General features: G+C 66.4%; 15 protein-coding genes and 1 pseudogene. 4 read left to right on the forward strand and 12 right to left on the reverse strand.

All coding sequences use genetic code 11. The features are described 5' to 3' along the window. The first annotated feature begins 107 nt into the window (after positions 1 to 107). Complete coding sequence (locus LG3211_RS20225; protein ID WP_057944401.1) at positions 108 to 1,067, forward strand: MBL fold metallo-hydrolase; 960 nt, start codon at positions 108 to 110, stop codon at positions 1,065 to 1,067. Between the two features lie 173 nt (positions 1,068 to 1,240). Here the strand turns inward: LG3211_RS20225 and LG3211_RS20230 are convergent, their stop codons facing one another. Both LG3211_RS20230 and LG3211_RS25965 read right to left on the reverse strand, forming a co-directional pair. Further along, positions 1,241 to 2,017 carry a DNA/RNA non-specific endonuclease gene (locus LG3211_RS20230; RefSeq protein WP_237049781.1) on the reverse strand — a complete coding sequence of 259 codons (777 nt, stop codon included), beginning with the start codon at positions 2,015 to 2,017 and terminating at the stop codon, positions 1,241 to 1,243. Positions 2,018 to 2,203: 186 nt separating this feature from the next. Then, positions 2,204 to 2,596, reverse strand: coding sequence for a hypothetical protein (locus tag LG3211_RS25965; protein WP_148649040.1), 393 nt, complete (start codon positions 2,594 to 2,596; stop codon positions 2,204 to 2,206). 201 nt (positions 2,597 to 2,797) lie between these two features. Here LG3211_RS25965 and LG3211_RS25970 point away from each other — a divergent pair, with 201 nt between their 5' ends. Continuing rightward, entirely contained in the window at positions 2,798 to 3,238 is a 441-nt protein-coding gene (locus LG3211_RS25970; protein ID WP_148649041.1) for a hypothetical protein, read from the forward strand. A 75-nt stretch (positions 3,239 to 3,313) separates the two neighbouring features. Here the strand turns inward: LG3211_RS25970 and rodA are convergent, their stop codons facing one another. The 5 genes and pseudogenes from rodA to LG3211_RS20265 form a co-directional block, all read right to left on the reverse strand. Continuing rightward, complete coding sequence (gene rodA, locus LG3211_RS20245; RefSeq protein ID WP_057944404.1) at positions 3,314 to 4,429, reverse strand: rod shape-determining protein RodA; 1,116 nt, start codon at positions 4,427 to 4,429, stop codon at positions 3,314 to 3,316. A gap of 236 nt (positions 4,430 to 4,665) precedes the next feature. Next, positions 4,666 to 6,657 (reverse strand): annotated as a pseudogene (gene mrdA, locus LG3211_RS20250) (penicillin-binding protein 2); the annotation flags it as partial. 22 nt (positions 6,658 to 6,679) lie between these two features. Next, complete coding sequence (mreD, locus tag LG3211_RS20255) at positions 6,680 to 7,165, reverse strand: rod shape-determining protein MreD (protein WP_057944406.1); 486 nt, start codon at positions 7,163 to 7,165, stop codon at positions 6,680 to 6,682. Next, positions 7,162 to 8,331 carry a rod shape-determining protein MreC gene (gene mreC / locus LG3211_RS20260; RefSeq protein ID WP_057944407.1) on the reverse strand — a complete coding sequence of 390 codons (1,170 nt, stop codon included), beginning with the start codon at positions 8,329 to 8,331 and terminating at the stop codon, positions 7,162 to 7,164. Before mreC ends, mreD begins: the two co-directional genes overlap by 4 nt. Positions 8,332 to 8,501: 170 nt before the next feature. Continuing rightward, a complete protein-coding gene (locus tag LG3211_RS20265; RefSeq protein ID WP_057944408.1) occupies positions 8,502 to 9,548 on the reverse strand; it encodes a rod shape-determining protein in 1,047 nt (348 codons plus the stop codon). A 451-nt stretch (positions 9,549 to 9,999) separates the two neighbouring features. Between LG3211_RS20265 and LG3211_RS20270 the strand changes: the two genes are divergently transcribed. After that, on the forward strand, positions 10,000 to 10,932 hold the full coding sequence (locus LG3211_RS20270) for a carbohydrate kinase family protein (protein WP_057944409.1): 933 nt from the start codon (positions 10,000 to 10,002) through the stop codon (positions 10,930 to 10,932). A gap of 527 nt (positions 10,933 to 11,459) precedes the next feature. Here LG3211_RS20270 and LG3211_RS20275 read toward each other — a convergent pair. From LG3211_RS20275 to LG3211_RS20290, 4 genes are all read right to left on the reverse strand, one after another. Next, positions 11,460 to 12,194 (reverse strand): glycoside hydrolase family 25 protein, encoded by a 735-nt coding sequence (locus LG3211_RS20275; RefSeq protein ID WP_057945633.1) that lies wholly within the window; start codon positions 12,192 to 12,194, stop codon positions 11,460 to 11,462. A 111-nt stretch (positions 12,195 to 12,305) separates the two neighbouring features. Then, the gene (locus tag LG3211_RS20280; RefSeq protein ID WP_057944410.1) at positions 12,306 to 13,037 is read right to left on the reverse strand and encodes a hypothetical protein; all 732 of its coding nucleotides are present in this window, start codon (positions 13,035 to 13,037) and stop codon (positions 12,306 to 12,308) included. Beyond that, a complete protein-coding gene (locus tag LG3211_RS20285; RefSeq protein ID WP_057944411.1) occupies positions 13,034 to 14,011 on the reverse strand; it encodes an alpha/beta fold hydrolase in 978 nt (325 codons plus the stop codon). Before LG3211_RS20285 ends, LG3211_RS20280 begins: the two co-directional genes overlap by 4 nt. Positions 14,012 to 14,035: 24 nt before the next feature. After that, positions 14,036 to 16,000 carry a M1 family metallopeptidase gene (locus LG3211_RS20290; RefSeq protein ID WP_057944412.1) on the reverse strand — a complete coding sequence of 655 codons (1,965 nt, stop codon included), beginning with the start codon at positions 15,998 to 16,000 and terminating at the stop codon, positions 14,036 to 14,038. 339 nt (positions 16,001 to 16,339) lie between these two features. Between LG3211_RS20290 and LG3211_RS20295 the strand changes: the two genes are divergently transcribed. Next, a complete protein-coding gene (locus LG3211_RS20295) occupies positions 16,340 to 17,083 on the forward strand; it encodes an SDR family NAD(P)-dependent oxidoreductase (protein WP_057944413.1) in 744 nt (247 codons plus the stop codon). A gap of 278 nt (positions 17,084 to 17,361) precedes the next feature. Here the strand turns inward: LG3211_RS20295 and ubiE are convergent, their stop codons facing one another. Continuing rightward, on the reverse strand, positions 17,362 to 18,126 hold the full coding sequence (gene ubiE / locus LG3211_RS20300) for a bifunctional demethylmenaquinone methyltransferase/2-methoxy-6-polyprenyl-1,4-benzoquinol methylase UbiE (protein ID WP_057944414.1): 765 nt from the start codon (positions 18,124 to 18,126) through the stop codon (positions 17,362 to 17,364). Positions 18,127 to 18,254 lie beyond the last annotated feature (128 nt).

Genomic DNA, 18,254 nt, shown 5'->3' on the forward strand with positions numbered 1-18,254 from the left:
CGATTTTCGCCGGGTACCGCCGCCCACCCGCAGCGTTCCATTTCCTCCGCTTCCGAAGCCCCGCCGCCGCGCTCTATCCTCGCCTTCCACCCCCAGCCGAGATACTCATGACCCGCACCCCGCTTTTCCTGACGATGGCCGCCGCGCTGACCGGCGCCTTGCTTGCCGGGTGTTCGCAGCAACCGGCGCCGCCCGCCGCCACCGCACCGGCGGCCACCGCGCCGGCCGCCGAGGCCGCGCCCAAGCCGGCCGAAAACGCCGACGTGTTCCGCTTCAAGATCGGCGCCCTCGATGCGGCCGCGTTGAAGGACGGCGACATCGACGCCCCCAACGACGGCACGACCTTCGCCATCGGCCAGCCCAAGGCCGACGTGGACGCCCTGCTGACCGCAGCCGGCCAGCCCACCGACATGCTGCACCTGAGCATCCAGCCGCTGCTGGTGCGCGCCGGCGAACGCGTGCTGCTGTTCGACACCGGCGCCGCCGACGCCTCGTTCGCGCGCGCCGGTCGCCTGCCCGCCTCGCTGCGCGCGGCCGGCGTCGAGCCCGCCCAGGTCACCGACGTCTTCATCACCCACCATCACGCCGATCACGTCGGCGGCCTGCTGACCCGCGACGGCACCCTCGCCTTCCCCAACGCCGCCGTGCATCTGTCCGCGCCGGAATGGAACGGCATCAAGGCCAACAAGGACGAAACCAAACTCGCCGCGGCGATCGGCCCGAAAGTGCAGCCCTTCGAACCCGGCGCGCAGATCGTCCCCGGCGTGGTCACCGCCGTCGCCGACGCCGGCCACACCCCGGGCCACAGCGCGTATGAAATCGGCACCGGCGACGATCGCCTGCTCTACATCGGCGACACCGCGCATCACCACGTGATTTCGGTGGAGCGTCCGGAATGGACGGTGCAGTACGACGAAAACGCGCCGGAGGCGCAGAAGCAGCGCCGCGCTCTGCTGCAGCGCGCGGCCGACGGGAAAATGCGCGTGTACGCGGTGCACTTCCCGTTCCCGGGGCTGGGACGTGTCGAGGCTAAGGGCGACAGCTTCGTCTGGGTGGCTGAGCGCTAAGACGGCAAGGCTCTGGTTCGAGCCGGCGCTCTTCGTGCGGGAAGGCGAAGAGCGCTTGTTCGTCGGAGGTTACACGGTGCGGTTGGCGCGAACGCGACCTCGCCAACCTGCCGTCCCGACGACACGTCTGCCGGCGCTGCCGGCATCATCGATTCGTAGCGGACCGCGTCCGCTTACGGCAGCACCAATACTTCGCTCCAATCGGCCGGGGTCTGGCTGCGCAGCGCTGCCGGCAGGCCGGGGAACGCATCGACGAACGCGGTGCGCTTGAGTTCGTCGATCGAAATCACCTTGCACACCGGCGCCAGATCGTTCTCGCACCAGTACGCGCCGGCGACGCCGGCCTGCGGCACGTACACCGCCTTCCAGGTTTGCGTGGGCACCACCACCTTGCCGCTGGCGATGGTGGTGCTCATGTTCTCGAAATCCGGGCCGGTCACCACATAGGCATCGTCGTAACTGCTGGCGACGATGCGCACCGTGTTCTCGATCCGCGCCCAGATCCCGCGATTCAACTTGCCGGTCTGCGGCACGATGTTGCCGACCGAGAAGGTTTCCTTCTGCGCCGTCGTGGTCGAAGCGTCCCCGGCCGGCATCATGTGGCCGCGGTCGTAGCCGCTGTTGGTGTAGCTGGCGTGGGTGGTGGCCAGACCCGGCTCGCTGAAGAAGTTGGAATCGATGCGGGTGATCGAATCAGCGCCCGCGACCTTCGCCTTGGTCAGATGCTCGGCGGACCACAGGCTGCCGCCGGTGATCTTCGAGGCGTACAGGTTGTATTCCTTGTAGCAGACCGAAATGGCCCCCTGGGTCAACTCGGTATTGCTGAGCACCGGCTTCTTGCCGCCCTGGTACTGCTCGTCATGCGTCGTCGTACAGGTGGCCGCGCCGGCCGAACCGACTGCGCCGCACAGACCCAGCATCGCGACTAGTGCCAACGTATTGCGTGCCATGACGACTCCAGATCAACCGACTAGGCCTGGAAGCGTCGCTAATGTTTTGTGCACGCGGATGACGTATTTGTTGCTTATAAACTACGGCAAGCCAGACTCGCACGCACGGAACGCGCCGACATTACGGTCAAAACGGCGGTCGGAAGCGTCAGATCGGATAGCAAGGCCACGACACCAAAACAGCGTTCAAGGCTTGGACTTTAGAAAAACATTATCCCAGGCGACCCGCTCGCCTTGCAGGTCCTCACGGCGTGCGAATCCCACTTTGCCGTCGTGGCGCAGAGTACGCGCCTGGCTTAGATAGTTGGTGAATTCGCCGTCTTCGCCCAACGATGTGAATTCGACGACATCGCCGACCAGCCGCCAGCGGCCGTGCGCACTGCCGAAAACGCCCATGCAACTGTCCCAAGAACCTGCATAACTGCCATCGGCCTTCAGATCCAGGCTTACAGCTTTGCCAAGGCCGTTACCCGAATAGTACGAGCCGACGACATCCTGTTTTGCGACTGGAGCGTTCGGGAACGATGCGCAGGCGGTCAACGCCAGCAGCGCGCACGACAGGATCAATCGAGTCCCCATAACATTCCTTTGCCGATCTGAAACGGAGGGAATTTCTTGAACTCTGCACGACCAAAATGAAGCCTCAAGCAGCGCCGTCGCTACTGCCGCCGCTACGGCCATCGGCGCCTGGCGGATACGAATATCGGCTTTTTAGATATCCAAGATCAAGTATTACTGTGGTGTTCCCCCGCCAAAGCGCGGCCAGCAAGGAACGCCGTCATGCCTCATCCAAATCCGGCAACATCTTCCATCGGTTTACTACTGCATCTGCTGCAATCTCCCCCCGAAAAACCGGAGCCAACCGCGCACCTCTCGCGCCTCGATCCGGCAGCGCTCGACTACCTCCGCACCAAAGCCTCCGACCTCCATCACCGCGCCGTCGGCGAAGCGCGTGACTTGCTCGATATCGCATTGGAGTCGTTGGAATTCCACATCTCTCCAACACACCAACGCCGTTTGCTTGAGCGAGCGGACGAAGAGTTGGCGGCGGCCCAGCGCTGGGGCGAATTGGCGGCCAATGCGCGGTTCTGCTTGGAGCGACCGGAGTTAGCGCGGCAGTTGGTGGGAGAGGCGCAATTGGAAGGCGCTGACCCGATGAGCGACGCATCAGGCAATGGTACGAAGGCACGCGCGCGTGTGCGGGTGCATTCGGCCAGGTAAACGGCAAGGATTCGCGGTCGCGGCTTGTGCTGCTTCCTGCCGGCTGCTTCGGAAGTTACGGCGCGAGTTGCCCGCTCAACGCCCACCATGCACAGGTTTGTGCGCCCGCACGGCCATGACAACACCCAGGCCGGCCAGCAGCGAGACGGCGGAGGTGCCGCCGTAGCTCAGTAGCGGCATCGGCACGCCCACCACCGGCAACAACCCGGAAATCATCCCGCCGTTGACGATCACGTACACGAAGAACGCCAGCCCCAACGCGCCGGCAATCAACCGCGAGTAGCCGTCGCGCGCATCGGCGGCGATCCACAAGCACCGCCCGACCACGAACAGGTACAGCGCCAGCACGGTGATCACCCCGACCCATCCGAACTCTTCGCTCAGCACGGCGAAGATGAAGTCGGTGGTGTGTTCGGGCAGGTAGTTCAGATGCGACTGCGAGCCTTGCAGCCAGCCTTTGCCGGTCATGCCGCCGGCGCCGATGGCGATCTTGGACTGGATGATGTTCCAGCCGGTGCCCAGCGGGTCGGTCTCGGGGTTGAGGAAGGTCAGGATTCGGTCTTTCTGGTACGGGCGCAGCAGCCAGAACCAGGCGACCGGGGCGATCGCGGCGACGCCGCTGAAGGCGGCCACGAACCACCACCACGACAGGCCGGCCAGGTACAAAGCGAACGCGCCGCTGATGCCGACCAGCATCGCGGTGCCGAAGTCGGGCTGCAGCAGGATCAGGATGGTCGGCACGCCGATCAACACGGCGGCGACGATGACGTTGAAGAATTTCGGCGGCAACGGTTGGCGGTTGAGGTACCAGGCCACCATCATCGGTAGACTCAGTTTCAGCAGCTCGGCGGGCTGGAAGTAGAAGACTTTCAGGTCGATCCAGTGGCGGCCGTGCTTGCCGGTGCCGACCACCAGCACCAGCAGCAGCGGCACCATCGATACGGCGTAGATCACCGGGGTCCAGTTGCGCAGTTGCGGCATCGACATGCGCGACAAGCCCCACATAGCAGCCAGGCCGATAGCGAAGCGTGAGCCCTGCGCGAACACCATGCGGGTGGAATGTTCGCCGGCGCTGTACAGCACCGCCAGTCCGATCACCATCAGCGCCAGCAAAGCGCCGAGCATCAGCAGGTCGAGCGTGCGGGTGAAGCGCAGGCTCATGTCCCACAGGTAGCGCAGGATCACTCTCATCGCTGCGGCCCGGTGCTCGGCGGCGCCACGGCGTCGTCTTCGGGGTCCACGTCGGGTTCGATCAGCGCGTCGTCGCTGCGCACCGGCGCTTCGCTCGCCGGTTCTTCCGGCAATGCCGAACCCGGCGGCAGGTGGGGACGCAGCATTTCCGGGCGCTGCAGAATCTGCGGTGTGTGCCCCGGCTGCGCGGCGACGCGCGCGTTGGCCACGGCCACCGCCGCGGCCCAGGCGCCGTTGACCGGCACCGGCACTAGCTTGGGTTCTTCGCCGGCCACGGTGCTGCCGGCGGCGGCGGTCGCGCCCGCGGCCGGCGTGCCCGCGGGATGCGCGGCGCCGGCGAGCGGCGCCACCGGCGGCGCGCCTTTGTCCTTGGCCGGATCGGGCTCGGGCATCTTGCCGAGCAGCCAGGCGTCGAAGATCTTGCGCGCGATCGGTGCGGCGGTGCTGCCGCCGTAGCCGCCGTGCTCGACCACCACCGCCACCGCGATGGTCGGGTTGTCGGCCGGCGCGTAGCCGACGAACAAGGCCTGATGGCGCAGGTGGAACGGCAGCGAATGCGGATTCATGCTGACGTTGCCCTTGCGGCTGACCTTCTGCGCGGTGCCGGTCTTGCCGGCCATGCGATAGGGCGCGCCGCGCGCCATCATCTGCGCGGTGCCGCGCGAGCCGTGGATGGTGCCTTCCATGCCTTCGTGCACGGCCTGCAGATGCGCGGGGTTGTCGGTGATCCGGCTCGCCGGCTGCAGCACCTTGGGCACCCACGGCGATTCGTAGCCGGTGCGGATTTCGCGCACCAGATGCAATTGATGCAAGGTGCCGCCGTTGGCGATGGCGGCGGTGCCGCGCGCCAGCTGCAATGCGGTCACTACCCAATAACCCTGGCCGATGCCGGCGATCACGGTCTCGCCCGGGTACCAGCCTTCTTTCTTGTTGCGCTTGGCCTTCCACGCCGGCGACGGCAGGATGCCGATGTTTTCGCCGAGCAGGTCGATGCCGGTCTTCTGCCCGAAGCCGTAGCGGGTCATGTACTGATCGACGCGGTCGATGCCCATGTCCAGCGCGAGCTTGTAGTAGTAGGTGTTGACCGACTGGGCGATGGATTCGCGCAGGTCCACCCAGCCGTGGCCGCCGCCGTGCGAGTCGCGATAGCCGCGCTTCTGTCCGGGGATGTGGAATTCGCCCGTGGACAGGATGCGGTCTTCGGGCCGGCGGAATCCGCTGTCGAGCCCGGCCAGGGCCATGAACGGCTTCATCGTCGAACCCGGCGGGCCGCCGCCGAGCACGTTGCGGTTGAACTGCGGGCGCGAGGGATCGTCGTTGAGCGTCTTGTAGTCGACGTTGGAAATGCCGTTGACGAACAGATTGCTGTCGTAGCTGGGCAGGCTGACCATGCCCAGCACTTCGCCGGTGCGCGGGTCCACCGCCACCGCCGAGCCGTCCATGTCGCCGAAGGCGGTGACCATGGCGCGCTGCAGATCGAGGTCGATGCTCAGGCGCAGGTCGGCCCCGGGCTTGGCCGGGACGTGGCCGACCTGGCGGATCGGGCGGCCGTCCACGTTGGTTTCGATCTGCTCGTAACCGATCTGGCCGCGCAGCTGTTCTTCGTAGGAGCGCTCCAGACCGGTCTTGCCGGTGTGGGTGAGCACGCCGTTGCGGCCCATCGTCTCCTGGTCCTTGGTATCGATGCGGCCGACGTAGCCCAGCACGTGCGCGAACAACTCGCCGTAGGGATAGCGGCGGTTGAGGTAGGAGACCAGCTCGACGCCGGGGAAGCGCCAGCGATCGACCGCGAAGGCGGCGACTTCGGCGTCGCTGACGCGCAGCTTCAGCACGATCGGCTTGAAGCCGCGAGTGGCTTTGCGCTCACCTTCGAAACGGGCGATGTCTTCCGGCGTCAGCGCGACGACCTTGGCCAGCTGCGGCAGCCACTTCTCGCTGTCGCCTGCTTCGCTGGGCGTGACCTCGATGCGGAAGGCCGGCACGTTGTCGGCCAGGATGCGGCCCTGGCGGTCGTAGATCAGGCCGCGTCCGGGCACGACCGGGCGCAGCTTGACCCGGTTGGCTTCCGAGCGCATCGCGTAGTCGTCGTGTTGCCACACCTGCAGGCGGAAGTACCAGAAGCCCAGGCCCAGCACGCCGGCCAGCACGCAGGCGAAGGCGATGGCCGCGCGTATGCGGAATTGCTCGGCTTCGCCCGCGGTGTTCTTCAACACCCGTTTGCTTTGCAGCAGTTTGCGGCGCGGGCCCATGTCAGCGCCTGCGCCAGCTGCCCAGACGCAGCGCATCGAGCAACAGGAAGATCACCGGCCACAAGGCCATGCCGGTCAGCGGCGACAGCCAGAACAGCGACGGCAGCGGCGGTTCGCGCAGCACCATGTGGATGGCGGCGGTGACGATGCGGTCGTTGAGCATCAGGCCACCCACCGCCAACGCCTGCTGCGACAGCGGGAAGAATCGCAGCCGCGCGCGGAAGCGCTGCAGGATGAAGGCCATCACCACCAGCCGCAGCGCTTGTTCGCCCAGCAAACCGTCGGAGACCAGATCGCCGGCCAGGCCGACGATGAAGGCGAAGCCCAGGCCGACCCGGTCCGGGTCTTCGATCACCCAATACGCCAGCACCAGCCCGAGCCAGTACGGCCGCAGCGCCAGCAGCAGTTGCGGCACCGGCAACAGGCTCAGGGCCAGCGCGGCGAGCAGACTGGCCGGCAGCACCCAATGGTGGCGGGCGCGGGTCATCGGCGGCTCCCGTCGGTGGTGGCGGCCGGTTTTTGCTGCGGCGCCGCGGGCGCAGTGCGCGCGGGCCTGGCTGCGGCGGCGCGCGAAGCGGCGCTGTCGCCGGTGTCGCCGGTGTCGCCGTCGTTGCCGGCGGTGCTGACGAAGGCGCGCGAGGCCGGCGCCGGTGCGTCGTCGGGCCGGGTATTGGAATGCGGCTTGGGCTTCTTCGCCGCGGCGGCGGCGCTGGCGGCGTTCTCGGCCGCGGCCTGCGCGGCCGGCGAGGACGCCGACGGACCTTCCGGCATCGCCGGCTGGGTGTCGAATTGATTCGTGTCGGCCGGCGGCGGCGGGATCGACAGCAGCACCAGCACTTCGCGGCCGCGGTCGAGTTGCGCGGCCGGCTTCACTTCGCCGACCAGGAAGGCGCGGCTGTCGTCGGGCCGCAGCGCGGTGATGGTGCCGACCGGGAAGCCCGGCGGAAAACGCCCGCCCAGGCCCGAGGTGACCAGCACGTCGCCGACGCGCACATCGCTGGACAGCGGCACGCTGCGCAGCATCAGGCTGTCGCTGCGGCCTTCGCCGTAGACCACCAGCCGCACGCCGTTGCGCGCGACCGCGACCGGCACCGCGTGCGAGGGATCGGTGATCAGCAGCACGCTGGCGTGCAGCGGGGTGATCCCGGTGATCTGACCGAGCAGGCCGCCGGCGTCGATCACGCTCTGGCCGACCCGCACCTTGTCGCGGCTGCCGGCGTCGAGCACCAACCGCTGCCGCGTCGGGTCGAGGTCGATATCCAGGATCGGCGCCAGCACCACGTCCAGATTGCCGCGCTCGGCCGCTTCCAGCAGCCCGCGCAGGCGCAGGTTGTCAGCGGCCACCGATTGCAGTCGCGCCATCCGCGCCTGATTGATCAAAGCCTCGTTGCGCAGGCGGCGGTTTTCTTCCGTGAGCTGGCTCAAGGTGCCGGCATCGTCGCTGACGCGCTCGACCAGACGTCCGGGCCAGCCGGCGATCGCCCACAGCGGCGCGACGATGGTCGCCGTCTGCTTGCGCGCTTGATTGAGCCAACCGCCGCGATGATCGAGCACGATCAGTACCAGCGCGAGTGCCAGATACGCCATCAGGCGCAACGTATCGGCGACTTCGCCGCTACGGGCTGCGGTGGAGGGACCGGCGTAGGGAGGCATTAAGGGCCGGGGATCGGGGTGGGAATCGGGAGTCGTAAAAGCGCGAACGCAGCGATCGGTCGCTGCGCTCGCCTACCAAGTAACTGCTGACATTAACGTCTGAAAGCGTGGGGAACCAGATGCGACGGGAAGGCTTTCACGATTCCCGACTCCCGATTCCCCATTCCCGGTTACTCGGGTGCGAAAAACTCGTTGCCGTGCATGTCCACCAGCTCCAGCGCGCGGCCGCCGCCGCGTGCCACGCAGGTCAGCGGATCGTCGGCGACCTGCACGTGCAAGCCGGTTTCCTCGCTGATCAGACGGTCCAGGTCGCGCAGCAGCGCGCCGCCGCCGGTGAGGACGATGCCGCGCTCGGCGACGTCGGCGCACAGTTCCGGCGGGGTCTGCTCCAGCGCCAGCTTGATCGCCGCGACGATGCCGGCCAGCGGCTCGCGCAGCGCTTCGAGCACTTCGTTGGAGTTGATCTGCACCATCTTCGGCACGCCCTCAGCGAGGTTACGGCCGGAGATCTCGATGGTGGCGGCGCGTTCCTGCGGGTAGGCGCAGCCGATTTCGAGCTTGATGCGCTCGGCCGTGGCTTCGCCGATCAGGGTGCCGTAGGTGCGGCGCACGTAGTTGATGATGGCTTCGTCGAAGCGGTCGCCGCCGATGCGCACCGAGGCCGAGTAGACGATGCCGTTGAGCGCGATCACCGCGACCTCGGTGGTGCCGCCGCCGACGTCCACGACCATCGAGCCGCGCGCCTCGGTCACCGGCATGCCGGCACCGATCGCCGCGGCCATCGGTTCTTCGATCAGATAGACCTCGCGCGCGCCGGCTTCTTCCGCCGATTCCTTGATGGCGCGGCGCTCGACCTGGGTCGAGCCGCAGGGCACGCACACCAGCACGCGCGGGCTCGGGCGCAGGAAACGCGATTTGTGCACCTTGCGGATGAAATGCTTGAGCATTTCCTCGGTGTAGGTGAAGTCGGCGATGACGCCGTCCTTCATCGGCCGGATCGTGGTGATGTGGCCGGGGGTGCGGCCGAGCATCTGCTTGGCCTCGCCGCCGACCGCCGCCACGGTCCGATTGCCGCCGATCAGCCGGTCCTGGCGCACTGCGACCACGGACGGCTCGTTCAGGACAATCCCTTGCCCACGCACATAAATGAGTGTGTTGGCCGTGCCCAGATCGATGGACAGGTCATTGGAGAACATGCCGCGAAACTTCTTGAACATCGGGGGATTGGGCCGTTAAAAGTAGGGCGAGGCGGGGGCATTAGCCTAGCAACCGCCCCCCCTGCGAGCAAGGAAAATCAACGGTTTCGAAGCGATTCCTCCATTCAGCAAGCAAGCGGCGCGGCGCCCCGGGGGCCTGGGGATAAGTCCGGGCCGGGCGGCCGCTCGCCGGGTCCGGGGCGGCGACCGCCCCGGCGGGTCCGCGCCCGGACCCGGATCGGCCCGATCCGGCCGTCGGCGGCGCCCCAGGCCGGGGCCGGAAGGGGTCGCGGGGGCCTCGCAAGTTCCCCCATCGCCCGGCATCCTCGCGCCGGTGACGCAAAAAACTGGCCGCCCGCGCGCCCAGCGGCTACCCTACGCCGCCGGGCGGTCACACACCGCCCGCTTTTGTGTTCGCCGCCGGTGCGCGCGCGACACGACGATTCCAATAAAAATCTTTCGGGGTGAACCAATGTCTGCGCTGATCTGCGGCTCGCTGGCCTACGACACCATCATGGTGTTTCCGGACCAGTTCAAGAACCACATCCTGCCGGACAAGGTGCACATCTTGAATGTGTCGTTCCTGGTCCCGCGCATGCGTCGCGAGTTCGGCGGTTGCGCCGGCAACATCGCCTACAACCTCAAGCTGCTCGGCGGCGATCCGATTCCGATGGCCACCGTCGGGCAGGATTTCGGCCCGTACCGCGAATGGTTCGAAGAGCAGAAGATCCGCCTTGAGTGCGTCAAGGAAATCCCGGAACTGTTCACGCCGCAGGCGTTCATCACCACCGATCACGACAACAACCAGATCACCGCGTTCCATCCCGGCGCGATGATGCGTTCCTACGAGAACCACGTGCGCGACGTGAAGGGCGTGACCTTCGGCATCGTCAGTCCCGACGGCCGCGAAGGCATGATCCAGAACGCGACCGAATTCGCCGAGGCGGGGATTCCCTTCATCTTCGATCCGGGCCAGGCGATGCCGTTGTTCAACGGCGAAGAGCTGCGTCATTTCATCGACCAGGCCGACTACGTCACCGTCAACGATTACGAGTCCAACCTGCTGCAAGAGCGCACCGGCTGGAGCGAGAACGACATCGTCAAGCGGGTCAAGGCCTACATCACCACGCGCGGCCCGCACGGCTCGCAGATCCACACGCCGGAAAAGACCTACGACATCCCGCCGGCGCACGAGCGCCGCGTGACCGATCCGACCGGTTGCGGCGACGCGTTCCGCGCCGGCTTGATCTTCGGCATCGAGAAGGGCTTCGACTGGCTGACCATCGGCCGCATGAGCAATCTGATGGGCGCGCTGAAGGTCGAGCATCCGGGCACGCAGAACCAGCGTTTCGATTACGAAGAATTCGCCGAGCAGTTCCGTCAGCAGTTCGGGTATGCGCTTTAAGGCCGGGATTCGATAGTGGGGATTCGGGATTCGCTGAAGCGGATTCTTGGATTCGGATCGACAGGCTAGATGTGAAAAATCCCGGCTTCGGCCGGGATTTTTTTGGCCGGGCTCGGTTGTCGCAGGTGAGCGGAAAACATCGGGGCTGAAGCCCTCCCGCAACAGACTTCGCGCCTGACAGCAATTGAAGAGCCGCGAGGTTTTTGTGGGAGGGGCCGCAGTACGCGGCCAGATCGCCGGCAGCGTCGCCGGGGCCGTGCGCGCCGTAGCAGTCCGGCCATTCGGCTTCGAACATTCGTTGCAAGACCGGCAAGGCGTCGGTGTGATCGGCCAGCAAGCCGATCCGTACCGGCGGCAGCGCGGCGCTCATGCCGCCCTGCCCGCATTGTCGGCGACGCAGCGGAGTGAGCAGGCGACCGAATCGGAGGAACGAGACATGCAGCACCCTGCGCTCGGTGCGATGGCTTCGATCTTATCCACGAATGCGCGCGACGGAATCGTTCGCGCCCTCGCCCATCGCAGTTCGCTCATCGCGCGCCTACGGCCCGCGCGCCGCCGCGCCAGCGCTCCAGCGCGGCCGCATCGCCGGCGTAGACGTTCAGATCCACCGGCCCGACGATGCCCGCGACCCGGGCGCGGTTGTGGTATTGCCACACCGCCCACGGCGCGCGCGCGTCCGGCGCATGCAGGATCGATCGCCGCCACAGCGCGCGCGCCGGCAAGGCCTCGCGGTAGGCGTCGAAGAACTCCGGGGTCACGTACAACAAGGCGGGCTTTCCGTATGTCGCTTCGGTGGCCGCCAGAAACGCGTCGAGTTGCGCGCGCATCCTTGCCGCGTCCGGGCGCAGCCCGCAATTGCCGCCGAATTCCAGATCGACCGCCGGCGGCAATGCATCGGCCTCGACCGGCACCGCGTCGATGAAATTGCGCGCCTGCTCGGCGCCGGGGCGGCAGAAAGTGAAGAAGTGATAGGCGCCGACCGCCAGCCCGGCCGCGCGCGCTTGGCGCCAGTTGTCGGCGAAGCGGCGATCGCGGTGATCGCCGCCTTCGCTGACTTTCAGATAGACGAAGGCGACATCGTCGGCGGCGACGGCGCGCCAATCGATGGCGCCCTGATGGTGCGAAACGTCGATGCCGCGCAGCGGATATCGCTCGCGATCGGGCTGCCAGTGCAGGAACCAGAAACGCGCGGCGGTCGCCGAGGCCAGCGCCAGCAGCGCCACGGCCAAGGTCCAGGCGGCGATGCGCAGCGGACGTTTCATGCGATGCGCGTTCCGGTCAGTCTTCGCGAAATTCAACCAGCGCGCGAACGCCGGCATATGCCGGCGCAGTCCACGCGCCTTCCGCGTTCAACGCAACGCCGCGCCCATGCCTCATCGCCAGCCCGGCAGCTTGCCCTGATTCAAACCGCCGACTTCGAAGCTCGCCGTGCGCTTGCCGCCGGCCTTGACCGGGAACTCGATCGACAACTCCTTCGCCTCGCCGATCATGCGCCACAGGCCGCGTTCGTCCTCGATGAACATCGCGATGGCTTCGTCGGTTTTCGGCCGGCTGCCGGGCATGGTCTTGCTCTTGCCGTCCACCGTCACCTTGAGCTTGCAACCGCCGTAGCAATCGAAGTCGCCGGTTTGCAGCACCAGGTAACTGCTGCGGCCCCAGTCGGGATGATCGCGGAAGATCAGCTGCACCGGGCGCGGAATGCTGCCGTCGGTTTCCACGTTGGCGCGGGCGTAGATCGACGCCGACAGTTGGGTGCCGCTCTTGCCCTTGGCCAGCTTGACCGGCGTGCTCATGTACGACCACAGCGATTCCACCCGGCGCTGTTCGCGCGCGGCCTTGGCCTTGGTGTGCGACTCCTCGTACAGCGGCCGCACGCGGTCGGCGGTCGGCGTGCCGGGATATTTCGAGGTCACGATTTCGCCGTGGGCCGAGGCCATTTCCCAGTTCTTCTGGGCGTAGGCGGCGTCGAAGTCTTTCGCCGCGGCGGCCGCGGCCTGTTCCTGCTGCGCGGCCTTGGCGGCTTCGGCGATCTTCGGGTCGGGCTTCTCGCAACCGGCGAGGATCATCGCGGCGGCGAGCAGCAAGGTGGCTTGGCGAGTGTTCATCGTGCTTGCCCTTTGGCTATCAGTTGGTCCACCGCGTCCGCAGATTGATCCGGCCGTTCGACGACGGACATATGCCCGCAACCGTCGAGCAGTACGCGCTGCGCTTGCGGCAGTTTCGCTGCGTACAGATCCAGCGCGCTGTCGTCGATCACCGCGTCTTGTCTGCACCATAGCAGCAAGGTGGGCTGATCTATATTCGCTGCCTCTTCACCAGGCATGAAGCGTTCCTCGCTGCGACCTATCCTGCTCAGCACGGCTTGTTCGAATGCGGCATCGCGCCTGCGCCGATCGATATAAATTCCATCGATTGGCCAGGGGATCATAGGTTTCGTCGAAGGGTCGTAGAACACGGTATCGATATAACGCCGAAGTGACGCCCGATCGTTGACAGCAAAAGGATTCTTACCCGCCAATACCGCTTCGCCGAATGCATTGTCTTTGAACCGCACACCCGCTGCGTCGAACAGTCCAACGCGATGAATGTCGAAAGGGTATCGCGCGGCAGTCAAGGCTACTATGCCTCCCCCCATGGAATGGCCCAGCAATACGACTTCTCTACCGCGTCGATGTGCTATGTGCTCAGCGAAAGCCGCGACACGATGACTTTGAGCGACGAACCCGTAATCGGCCCCCTCTTTGCGGCTGCTTTCGCCCCATCCGGGCAAATCCGGAATGTAGAGCCGGTAACGACCGCGAAGGCGCCGCGCAAGCGGATACCAGTTTTCTTTGCTGCCGGTGAAGCCGTGGATCATGACTACAGAAGGAGCATCGTCCGGCGCGTCTTCGTTGTATGCGTAGACCCAACGATCACCATCAATCAAAGCTCGACGCTCTTTGAGTCCCGCCATCCATCGCTGCCGATCAAAATCGGCACGCACGATCCGATAGGGATCCGGCCACAGCCAGACCAACAAGCCAGACAGCAAAACGGCCGCCACCAGGGCGACCGTTTTGATGATCCGACGCAGGCTCATGCGCGTGCGCTCCGGGCGACCGGCTTACTGCGCGCCGGTCGCGGCGGGGTTCTTGGCCTTGGCGATGACCGCCTCGACCGAACCGGTGGTGATCGGGTGATAGCCCGGCCTGGCCTTGGCGAAGGTATCCTCGGCCAGCTTCAAACCTTCCGGCGTTTTCACCAGTTCACCGTAGGTCGGCATGATCAGCTTGCGCCGGCCGATGGTGGACAGGAACGCGGCGATGGCCTCGTCGGCCTGGTGATAGCCGCTGCGCACCGCCAGCGGATACCAGCGCTGGGCGATCTCGCCGTTGGGCGTGCCGGTGAACTTGTACGCGCCGTCCAGCGCCTTGAGCTGATCGACGCTGAGCGTCGAAGGCATGCCTTCGATGAAGTGCACCCATTCCTGCGTGCTCCACTTCGCGGTCAGCGCCTTGTCCGGCAGCGTGCCGGCGTCGATCCAGGCCTTGCGCGCGGCATCGACCGCGTCGAAGCGCGGCGACATCGTGGCCGGCGCCGACTTCGGAACGCCGGGCCCGTAGATCCATTCGTCCAGTTCGGCCTCGCTGACCTTGCCGGGATGCTTCGCCAGCAGATTGGCCTTGGCGTAATCGACGAACTGCGCGGTGGAGATGCTCTGGAACGCGAAGTGGTCGAAGTAGCCGCGCAGGAACGGGTCGAACACGTCGCGGCCGTAGCGCTGTTCCAGGAACTGCAGGAACCACGCGCCCTTGGTGTAGACGGTCGCGCTGCTGGCCTCGTCGGGGTCCTTGAGCGTGCCCGGCTTCAGCGCCAGCGCCTGCAGCTTGGGATCGATGGTCTTGAACTCGGCGGCGAGTTCGTTGCGGCCGATCACGCTCTCCATGTCGGAGCGCTCCTTGCCGTACAGCGCTTCGACGATGCGGTTCTCGACGTAGCTGGTGAAGCCTTCGTTGAGCCAGGCGTCCTTGCTGCTGCTGAAGGTCACCAGGTTGCCCGACCAACTGTGCGCGAGTTCATGCGCGACCAGCGACACCAACGACTTGTCGCCGACGATCACCGTCGGCGTGGCGAAGGTCAGGCGCGGATTCTCCATGCCGCCGTACGGGAACGACGGCGGCAGCACCAGGATGTCGTAGCGCTCCCAGCGGTAGGGGCCGTACAACTGCTCGGTGGTTTCCATCATCTTTTCGGTATCGGCGAATTCGCTCGCGGCTTTCTTCGCCATCGCCGGCTCCGCCCACACGCCGCTGCGGTTGGAGATCGGCTGGAACACCAGATCGCCGGCCGCGATGGCGAGCAGGTAGGAGGGAATCTTCTGCGGCATCTTGAAGCTGTAGTCGCCGTCGCGCGCGGCCTTGGGATCGTTGTCGGCGCTCATCAGCACCATCGCGTCCTTCGGCCCGGTGATGTGCGCGGTGTAGGTGAAGCGCACCGCCGGCGTGTCCTGCAGCGGCACCCACGAACGCGCGTGGATCTGCTGCGACTGGCTGAACATGAAGGGCGTCTTCTTGCCCTGCGTCATCGACGGCTCCAGCCACTGCAGGCCGGACGCGCCGGGCGAGGTGACGTAGCTGACGCGGATGCGCTTGTTGCGTTCCGGCGACTGGATCGTGAGCTTGCTGCCCAGGGTCTTGTCGGGCGTGGCCAGGGCGAAGGTGAGATCGCTCCACTTGCCGTCGCTGCGCTCGCCGAGGACTTTCTCGATCTTCAGATCGCGCGTGTCCAGCGCCAGTTCGGTGGCCTTGGGATCGGTCCACTCCAGGGTGTAGGTGGCGCTGCCGGTCAGGGTCTTGGAGGCGAAATCCACCGCCAGCTGCAGGGCCAGATCGTCGATGCGCACCAGGTCGGGCTGGGCGTAGGAATGTTCGTCGCGGTTGGCCGCGGCTACGGCGGTGTCGCTCACTTTGGCCTCCGGCGTCGCGGCGGGTTTGGCGGTGTCGGCGGCGGGCGTCGCGGCATCGCGCGAGCAACCGGCGGCGGCGGTCAGGGCCGCGACAAGACAGACGGTGAGAATCGAAGAACGCATGGGACGAACCACGGCAGCGGTGAAGTCCCGAGTGTAGCGCCTCGCTCCGCGGCGGGGCTTGTGCATGTTGGCAGGTTGTCGGGGGGACGCGGGTTACGGGGTGCGGCCTCGATGTCTTTTGTGGGAGGGCTTCAGCCCCGATGCTTTTCGATCCGCCGCGGTGATTTGAACGAAAGGCATCGGGGCTGAAGCCCCTCCCACAAAAGACCTCCAACAAAAATCCTCGTAGCCTTACCGAATCCGCCTCGGCGATACGCATCGTCCTATCCGGCCGGGCTACGCAACGCCGCGCGATCGCGATACCTTGCCCGCCTACTTCCATAATTCGGAACTTTAGACATGTCGCTTCCCCTCGCAGGAAAAGTAGCTTTGGTCACCGGCGGCAGCCGCGGCATCGGCGCGGCGATCGCACGCCGCCTGGGCGCCGACGGCGCCGACGTGGTGCTCACCTACGCCCGCGCCGCCGACCAGGCCCAGGCCGTGGCCGCGCAGATCCAGGCCGGCGGGCGCCGCGCGCTGGCGCTGGCGGCCGACAGCGCCGATCCGCAGGCGGTGATCGCGGCGGTGGAACGCACGGTCGCCGAGTTCGGCCGCATCGATATCGTGGTCAACAACGCCGGCGTGTTCGCCTACGGCCCGTTCGAGGAGGAAACCGCGGAGAACTACGAGCGGGTGATGGCGATCCACGTGCGCGCGCCGTTCGTGGCGGCGCAGGCGGCGTCCAGGCATCTGCCGCGCGGCGGACGCATCATCACCATCGGCAGCTGCCTGGGCGAGCGCGTCGGCGCGCCGGGCATGGCCTTGTACTCGCTGAGCAAGGCGGCGGTGGTCGGCCTGAGCAAGGGCCTGGCGCAGGACCTGGGCAAGCGCGGCATCACCGTCAACACGGTCCAGCCCGGCCCGATCGACACCGACATGAATCCGGCCGACGGCGAAGCCGCCGATCATCAGCGCGCGGGTCTGCCGCTGGGCGAGTTCGGCAAGGCCGAGGACATCGCCGCGGCGGTGGCGTACCTGGCCGGGCCGGGCGCTGCGTTCGTTACCGGTACGCAGCTTTCGGTGGATGGTGGGTTTTCGGCCTGAGCCATAGCGGCCGCGGCGATTGGATACCGGCAGCTTCAACCGCGACGTCGCGAAAGTCGCTGGATCCCCGCGTTCGCGGGGATGACGGCCTGAAAGATTCGGGACAGCGCGAGACCCGCGTGCTTGGTCGCTGGCGATGTCTGCGTAGCAGCCGTGTCGCGGCAACTCCCGGCTTCACGGGTAATGCGCGGCAAAGGTCGGAAGCCGCGAAATAAAAACGCCGGGGCTGACCCCGGCGTTTCATTCCCGCACAACGATGCCCGCCTACGCTGGCGGCATCAGACCTTGTACCCGGTATGGATCGCGCAGATCCCCGCGCTGAGGTTCTTGTAATCCACCCGCGCGAAACCGGCCTCGCTCATCATCCGTTTGAGTTCGTCCTGCGGCGGATGCTTGCGGATGCTCTCGGCCAGATAACGGTAGCTCTCGCTGTCGCCGGCGAACAACTTGCCCAGGCGCGGCAGCACGTTGAAGGAGTGGAAGTCGTAGATCGGCTTGAACCACTCGGCCTTCACTTCGGAAAACTCCAGCACCCGCGCCTGGCCGCCGACCTTGAGCACGCGCAGCATCTCGCGCAGCGCCGCGTCCTTGTCGGTAACGTTGCGCAGGCCGAAGGCGATGGTGACCAGGTCGAAGCTGGCGTCCGGGAACGGCAGCGACTCGGCATTGCACTGCACGTACTCGAAGCCCGACACCTGGCCGCGGTCGGTCATGCGGTCGCGGCCGACGCGCAGCATGTCGTGATTGATGTCGCCCAGCACGATCACCCCGCGCTCGCCGACCCGGTCGCGCAGCAGCGCGGCGATATCGCCGGTGCCTCCGGCCAGATCGAGCACGCGGTCGCCGCGCCGGACCTGCGCGGTGGCGGTGAAATAACGCTTCCAGACCCGATGGATGCCCATGCTCATCAGGTCGTTCATCAGGTCGTAGTTGCCTGCGACCGAGGAGAACACCTCGCCGACCAGCTTGCGCTTTTGTTCGCGCGGCACGTCGCGGAAGCCGAAATGGGTGGTGTCGTCGGATTTGGGGGTGGATTCGCTCATGCGCGGATTATCGCACGGCCCACCCGGCGCGGCGGGTGAGGCGGGTTGCCGCGCAGAGCCGCTGCGGCCGACTCGGCGGCTTTTGTGGGAGGCGGCTTCAGCCCCGGTGCCTTTCGGTCAGGTTCGCC

Origin of the sequence: Lysobacter gummosus (assembly GCF_001442805.1) — a bacterium.
Classification (GTDB): domain Bacteria; phylum Pseudomonadota; class Gammaproteobacteria; order Xanthomonadales; family Xanthomonadaceae; genus Lysobacter; species Lysobacter gummosus.

Coding starts and splice junctions, on each gene's coding strand:
- LG3211_RS20225 (WP_057944401.1), top strand. CDS start 108: ATGACCCGCACCCCGCTTTTCCTGACGATGGCCGCCGCGCTGACCGGC.
- LG3211_RS20230 (WP_237049781.1), bottom strand. CDS start 2,017: ATGGCACGCAATACGTTGGCACTAGTCGCGATGCTGGGTCTGTGCGGC.
- LG3211_RS25965 (WP_148649040.1), bottom strand. CDS start 2,596: ATGGGGACTCGATTGATCCTGTCGTGCGCGCTGCTGGCGTTGACCGCC.
- LG3211_RS25970 (WP_148649041.1), top strand. CDS start 2,798: ATGCCTCATCCAAATCCGGCAACATCTTCCATCGGTTTACTACTGCAT.
- rodA (WP_057944404.1), bottom strand. CDS start 4,429: ATGAGAGTGATCCTGCGCTACCTGTGGGACATGAGCCTGCGCTTCACC.
- mreD (WP_057944406.1), bottom strand. CDS start 7,165: ATGACCCGCGCCCGCCACCATTGGGTGCTGCCGGCCAGTCTGCTCGCC.
- mreC (WP_057944407.1), bottom strand. CDS start 8,331: ATGCCTCCCTACGCCGGTCCCTCCACCGCAGCCCGTAGCGGCGAAGTC.
- LG3211_RS20265 (WP_057944408.1), bottom strand. CDS start 9,548: ATGTTCAAGAAGTTTCGCGGCATGTTCTCCAATGACCTGTCCATCGAT.
- LG3211_RS20270 (WP_057944409.1), top strand. CDS start 10,000: ATGTCTGCGCTGATCTGCGGCTCGCTGGCCTACGACACCATCATGGTG.
- LG3211_RS20275 (WP_057945633.1), bottom strand. CDS start 12,194: ATGAAACGTCCGCTGCGCATCGCCGCCTGGACCTTGGCCGTGGCGCTG.
- LG3211_RS20280 (WP_057944410.1), bottom strand. CDS start 13,037: ATGAACACTCGCCAAGCCACCTTGCTGCTCGCCGCCGCGATGATCCTC.
- LG3211_RS20285 (WP_057944411.1), bottom strand. CDS start 14,011: ATGAGCCTGCGTCGGATCATCAAAACGGTCGCCCTGGTGGCGGCCGTT.
- LG3211_RS20290 (WP_057944412.1), bottom strand. CDS start 16,000: ATGCGTTCTTCGATTCTCACCGTCTGTCTTGTCGCGGCCCTGACCGCC.
- LG3211_RS20295 (WP_057944413.1), top strand. CDS start 16,340: ATGTCGCTTCCCCTCGCAGGAAAAGTAGCTTTGGTCACCGGCGGCAGC.
- ubiE (WP_057944414.1), bottom strand. CDS start 18,126: ATGAGCGAATCCACCCCCAAATCCGACGACACCACCCATTTCGGCTTC.